Origin of the sequence: Streptococcus vestibularis ATCC 49124 (genome assembly GCF_000188295.1) — a bacterium.
GTDB lineage: Bacteria > Bacillota > Bacilli > Lactobacillales > Streptococcaceae > Streptococcus > Streptococcus vestibularis.
Genome location: NZ_GL831112.1, coordinates 582,869 through 589,252, shown reverse-complemented (window position 1 = coordinate 589,252; position 6,384 = coordinate 582,869). Strand labels below are relative to the sequence as shown.

The window sequence follows — 6,384 nt, the reverse complement described above, 5'->3', positions numbered from 1 at the left end:
TTGAAATATATTTATAATGTGTTGGAGTGCTAATCAGTACCGCTTGTAGATTTTTGGCAGATACTAACACACTAATGATTTAATCCCCTTTAAAACATGAAAAGAGAAGTCTCCAAAGCTTCTCTTTTATGTTTATCAAATAATGTACAACTAGATTCCTAACAACTACCTAATTTAGTGGTTCAATCATGAAGCTTAATTGATAGCTATCTGCTGAGCTAAGCAAGAATTCGTCATGAACTGGAGCACCCCATGAGTCGTCACCACCGACACCCATCTGAGCTGCAAGAACTTTAATCCAAGTAGCGTCAGATTGTTGCAATTCATATTGATGACGAGCATTTTCAATTTGTTCAGTACTGTTGCGCAAAGCACTGAATTCGAATGCTTTATTAAGTGCGGTGAATTTAAGACCATTATGGTTATCATCAGAAACTGTAAATTCACGAGTACCATAGTGATTACCAGATTCTTGTGGCATTAGATATGGAGCAAATGTCTTTTCAACAGAAGTTTCATATCGACCAAGATAGGCACCAGAAAGTTTATCAAGGTAGCTTTCTTCTGCACCGTATCCATAGTAGCTAAGGTTTGTAAATTGTGAGCCGATAGCAAATTCTAGACCAAATTCAGGGAAGTTTGGCAAACCTGCTTTACCATCATAGTTTGCAGTAACAAAGATTCTACCCTTGTAATCAACTTGATAAGTTACCTTAACTTCGACATCAGACAAGCCTGGCAAATCATGAACATAAGTCACTTTAACAGAGTCGTCTTCGATTTGAATTTGAGTATCTGTAACTTTACTATAGTTTCCAGCAACCTTCCAGCCTGCCATTTCGAATGGATATCCAGCACCACGATCGTTGTCAGTGTAAGCACGAGTAAAGTTAAGTTTAGGACCTTTCTCAATGAATTCAACACCATTATACTTAGCAGATACTAGAGTATTTTGTGAAAGCAAGATTGAGAAGTTTTGTCCTTGAATTCCGATGTTGAAGTCGCCTTCAACAACATTCAAAGGGGATTTAACTGGTGTTTCAGTGCTAATCTTTTCAGCAACATATTGACCACGAACAATTTCATAACCCTTTGGAGCCCATTCAGTTGCTTCCTTCTGAATACAAGCAACTTCGTAAATTCGTTCAGCATTTGAAGATCCAACTGCGAATTCAACTGGGAATGTTGCTTCTTCACCTGGTTTAACATCAAAGTGATATTCACTTTCACTAACTTTTCTACCATCTTCGTAAACTCTAGCTAGGAAAGTATATGCAGAAAGATCTTCAAAGACATTATCATTCTTGATAGTTACTGATTTTTCATCAACAGTAATCTTAATATTAGAGTAAAGATGTTTAACTGTTTGAAGTTTTGGAGTTAGGGTACGATCTGCGAAAACAATACCATTTCCACAAAATTCGTAGTCAGAAGGTCTATCATGCCAATCACCACCATATGATAAGAATTCGCTACCATTTGGAAGTGGTTTGTAAATAGCTTGGTCAATGAAGTCCCAAATAAATCCACCTTGGTATTCTGGATATTTCTCTAAGTCAGTGTAGAGTTTCAATCCACCACCAGAGTTACCCATTGTATGCATGTATTCACATGAAATATAAGGTTTTTGAGGATTGTTAGTGAGATATTCTTCAATATCAGCTGGTTTCGCATACATTCGACTTTCGATGTCTGTAATGTAATCAAATTCACGACACCATGTAACACCTTCATAGTGAACTGGACGAGTATTGTCAACACTACGGAAGTAATCAGCCATATCAGCAATGTCTTTACCGGCATATGATTCATTACCACAAGACCAAATGATAACACTAGCATGGTTCTTATCACGCTGGAACATGTTATCTGCCCGATCCAAACAAGCAGGCAACCATTCTGGTTCACTAGCTGGGATATTCCATGAAGGGTCACTTAGACCAAGTTTTTGCCATGTACCGTGTGTTTCAAGGTTGGCTTCATCGATAACATAAAGTCCATATTCATCACACAATTCATACCAACGTGTTTGGTTAGGATAGTGAGACGTACGAACAGCATTGATGTTATGTTGTTTCATCACTTTGATATCCCAAAGCATATCTTCTTCAGTGATACAACGTCCTGTTCTAGCGTTAAATTCGTGTCTGTTCACCCCTTTAAAGACAATTCTCTTACCATTCAAAAGCATGAGTTTATCTTTAATTTCAAAGTGTCTAAATCCAACTTTAACTGGAACGACTTCAACAACTTGCTCATCATCCAGAACATGAAGGGTCAAATTGTAAAGTTTAGGACTGTCAGCACTCCAAGGTTTGATTTGCAAATCTTCAAGACTTACAGATAGTTCACCGTCACCATTAACAGATTCATCACCTTCTGTAACGATACCTTCATGATGCGAAAGAACATATTTAATCTTCTTATCTTCATAATCACCAACAGTCTTCAAATCAATGTCCAATTGACCTATTTTTGTTTGGTAGTCATAATCTGCCTTAACAAAGAGATCCTGAACGTGGACTCTTGGAATAGCATACAAGTAGACATCTCTGAAAATACCGTACAGTCTCCAGAAGTCTTGGTCTTCCAACCAGCTTGCTGTAGAGTAACGATAAACAGCTACTGCCAACTTGTTATCACCTTCCACAAGGTAATCACTAATTTCAAATTCACTAGGTGTAAATGAGTCTTCACTGTATCCTACGAAGTTACCATTGACCCATACAAAGATGGAAGTGGCAACACCTTGGAATGAGATAAATACTTTTTTATCTTTTAAAGCCTCATTCAACGTAAAATGTTTGACATATGATGCAACTGCGTTTGATTCTTGAGGAACTTGAGGTGGACGAAGGAATTCTTTACCATCCCAAGGATATTGTGTGTTTACATATTGTGGAGAACCAAACCCTTGAAGCTCCAGGTGACCTGGTACATTAATGAAGTCCAAATCTGACTCATCAAATTCGGTTTTATAAAAGTCTTTTAAAACTTGATTTGTATTTTGAGCATAATGAATTTTCCATTTTCCATTAAGAGATTGTCTTAACTTCATCTCACCTTCAGAAAATTCTGCAAGTGATTCAAAATACTTGTGATCTGAGTGAGCACTAACTGTATTGACATTAACAATTGTTGGATCATTCAAATAGGTTTGAATTTTTTCAGTTGTTTTCATTCTTACTCTCCTTTTTTAAAAGTAACAACTTCAGACAAGGCTTTAACCTCTTCTCCAACTGTTTGTTCAAGGTGGAAAGCACTGAATTTTTCAGAATTAGTTACTGTAACAAGTACTGTATCATCAAGTCCATTTTGTTCAATAATTGGTGACCAAAACTCAAGAAGTTTTTGTCCAACTTCAACACGATCACCTTGTTCAACATAACTAATGAATCCTTCACCTTTAAGTTTAACTGTTCCAATACCAATGTGTACGAGAACAACAACACCATCATCACTTTCAATACCAATCGCATGACGAGTAGGTAGAATCTGACGAACTGTACCACTAATTGGGGCAAAAACCTTACCATCTGAAGGTTTGATTGCAAATCCTTTACCTAGGCTACCTGAAGCAAAGTGTTTATCACTAACGCTTGAAAGATCAACTAGTTTACCAGTTGTAGGATTTACAAGAGACACGATATTAGTACTAACTTCGTTTTCAGAAGTTGCTGCACTAAAGCGATGTTCTAATTCTTCAACAATTTCAGCGTGACGTGCTTCAGTCAAAGTGATTTTACGAGCAATGATGAAAGCTCCGATGAGCATAGCTGCAGCTGGGAAACCAAACATGCTAAGTTTAAAAATTGACTGTTGATGAGTTGTAATTGTTGATGCTGAGGCACCTGTTGTCATACCGGCAGCTACGGCAATTGTAGAAACAAGCCAGTTTGACATCGCACCACCAAGTTTATCAACAAGTGGACGAACTGACAAAGTAAGTGATTCATCACGGTGTCCCAATTTCCATTGACCATATTCTACTGAGTCAGAGATAATCATGAGGATAACAAGGAACACAAGAGGTTGTGGAATGAAGAAGAGTTCAGCTGCAGTCAAGATCATTGGAAGTGATGTTCCTGCAATACTAAAGATTCCGATACCACCGAGCATTACTGCAATACATCCATAGAACAAACGTTTACGGTTAAATTTACCAGCTAGGCTAGGGAAGAGTGAAACTGAAACCAAACCAACAACTGTATTCAATCCGTAAAGGATTGAGTATTTCCCTGAATCACCAAGGATAAATGTGAAATAATAAAGTTGAAGAGCATTAAGTGTATTAATACCAAGACCATAGAACCAATATCCAAGAGACAACCACATCAATTGGTCGTTTTTACCAAGAACTTTAAAGACTTGTTTAAGGCTAGTTTTTTCTTTGTTATCACGAAGTTTTGACTCAACTTCACGTGTACCAATACCAACAGCAATTGATGTAATCACACCAATGAGAGCAACGATAAATGCAAACCAGAACCATCCAGATTTATCTCCAGAGCCACTACTGTTCGTCATAGAGAAGAACAAAACGATTGGCATGATGGCAACACCGACAATATTGGCACCAATCGTAGAACCAATACGGGCAAAAGTTGCCATTTTTTCACGTTCGTGACTATCAAGAGACAAAGCAGGGATCATTGACCAGAAACCGATATCTTTAATCGAGTAGAAGACATCCATTATAAGGTAGATAATTCCAAAAAGTACAAGGTACAAGAAAGGATTTGTTTTATTCAAACCACCTAAATCGGTGAAGAGAAGCAACAAGGCGATAGAACTGATGATACCACCACCAACTACCCATGGTTTGAATTTACCATACTTAGTATGAGTGTTATCAATCATATTACCGATCAATGGATCGATAAATACTTCCAAGATACGCAAAATGGCGATAATGTTAGTGATTAATAGTACGTAGTGACTATTTTGCTTTGGATCACCTGTGTTAAACAAGTGAGTTGTCACAAACATGATAAAGTATGTTGACAACGTTGCATAGAAGACGTCGTTACCAAAAGCACCAGCTGTGTAGGATAGACGAGACTTCATCTGACCTTTAGATTTTCCCATTTCGAAAACCTCCTATCATTTGAATACGTTTACATTATATGGGAATTAGTTTATGCAGTCAATAATTTTAGTGTTTTTTACTAAACTTTTACTAATACATGATTATTTTGATGAATTAAAGTATTGGAAGCCAATTTCATAGTTTACACTATGACCTTTATCTAAGATAATATCTCCAAAACCTTTGTGATTAACGGCATCTGGAAGGGTTTGAGCTTCCATAGCAATAGCTTCACGCCCTTTTGCCATTTTGCCTTTATCTCTTGCAAAGTAAATATTATCTTCGATATCATCCATCGTAAAAATGACTAAACCATTTCTGTTTGAGAAGATTTCGATACCATCTCCGCTTTCTTTATCATGTAAAATAGCTACTTCTTTCACATGATCACAAGTTTCACCACCTACTACAAAAGCATCATCAAAACCTTGATTTTCTTCAATTCGAGGTAGTAAGTCAGTTGTCTTTCTGAAATCATAATTCGTTCCATCTACATTAATTTTTTGTCCAGTAGGAATTAACTCAGAATCCAACTCTAAACGATAGTCTGAATAGATTTGTAACTCATGACTTGATAAATCCTGTTTGTCGCTAAGATTAAAGTAAACATGGTTCGTCGGATTAAAGACTGTTGACTCTGTAACATCGAAGGCTTCAAAGAGTATTGTTAAGCGGTTATTATTGTTAAGTCTATAACTAATAGAGACTGTCACATCACCAGGAAAGCCATCTACACTTGAATAAAGTCTTCTAATAAATTTTGTCTCAACATATTCATCATTCAGGTTTGTGACATAGTTCCAATTTTGAACCTGCATTCCTTTTGGACCGCCATGTAAACAGTTTTCTCCCTCATTCTTAGGAAGGCTATAAAGAACCATATTATGAGTATACGAAGCTTTCCCAATTCTTCCAGCAACCCTACCAATGGACTGGCAGGCACATAAATTATTCTTATAGTAATCCTCGTAATCACTGAAACCAAGTACTATATTTTTAAGAGCACCAGTTTCCGTTGGAACCAAAAACTCCTGAAGTGTAGCACCTGTTGTGAGTGTGGAAATGACAACACCATTATTATTTTCCATTGAAATTTTACTGACATCGCCTGAATCAACTTTTCCAATAATTTCGCAGCTTATTTTCATATTATTTCCTCAAAAAACAAAGAGTACAACAATTATATATACTCTTTGACCCTTTGTTTATTATTTTAATTATCCTCGATCATCGTACCCTTTTGGATGGCTTAAATGCCATGCCCAGGCACTTTCAATGATTTTTTCGATATTGTC

At 36.8% G+C, this 6,384-nt stretch carries 3 protein-coding genes; all 3 read right to left on the bottom strand.

Going from position 1 to position 6,384, the window contains the following annotated elements:
• Window positions 1–169: 169 nt before the first annotated feature.
• Window positions 170–3,181: a beta-galactosidase, LacZ type gene (lacZ, locus tag HMPREF9425_RS03025; RefSeq protein WP_003096662.1), complete on the bottom strand. Its 3,012-nt coding sequence runs from the start codon at window positions 3,179–3,181 to the stop codon at window positions 170–172.
• Between the two features lie 2 nt (window positions 3,182–3,183).
• A complete protein-coding gene (locus HMPREF9425_RS03020; protein ID WP_003096660.1) occupies window positions 3,184–5,088 on the bottom strand; it encodes a sugar MFS transporter in 1,905 nt (634 codons plus the stop codon).
• Between the two features lie 102 nt (window positions 5,089–5,190).
• Entirely contained in the window at window positions 5,191–6,237 is a 1,047-nt protein-coding gene (galM, locus tag HMPREF9425_RS03015; RefSeq protein ID WP_003096659.1) for a galactose-1-epimerase, read from the bottom strand.
• Between the last annotated feature and the right edge of the window lie 147 nt (window positions 6,238–6,384).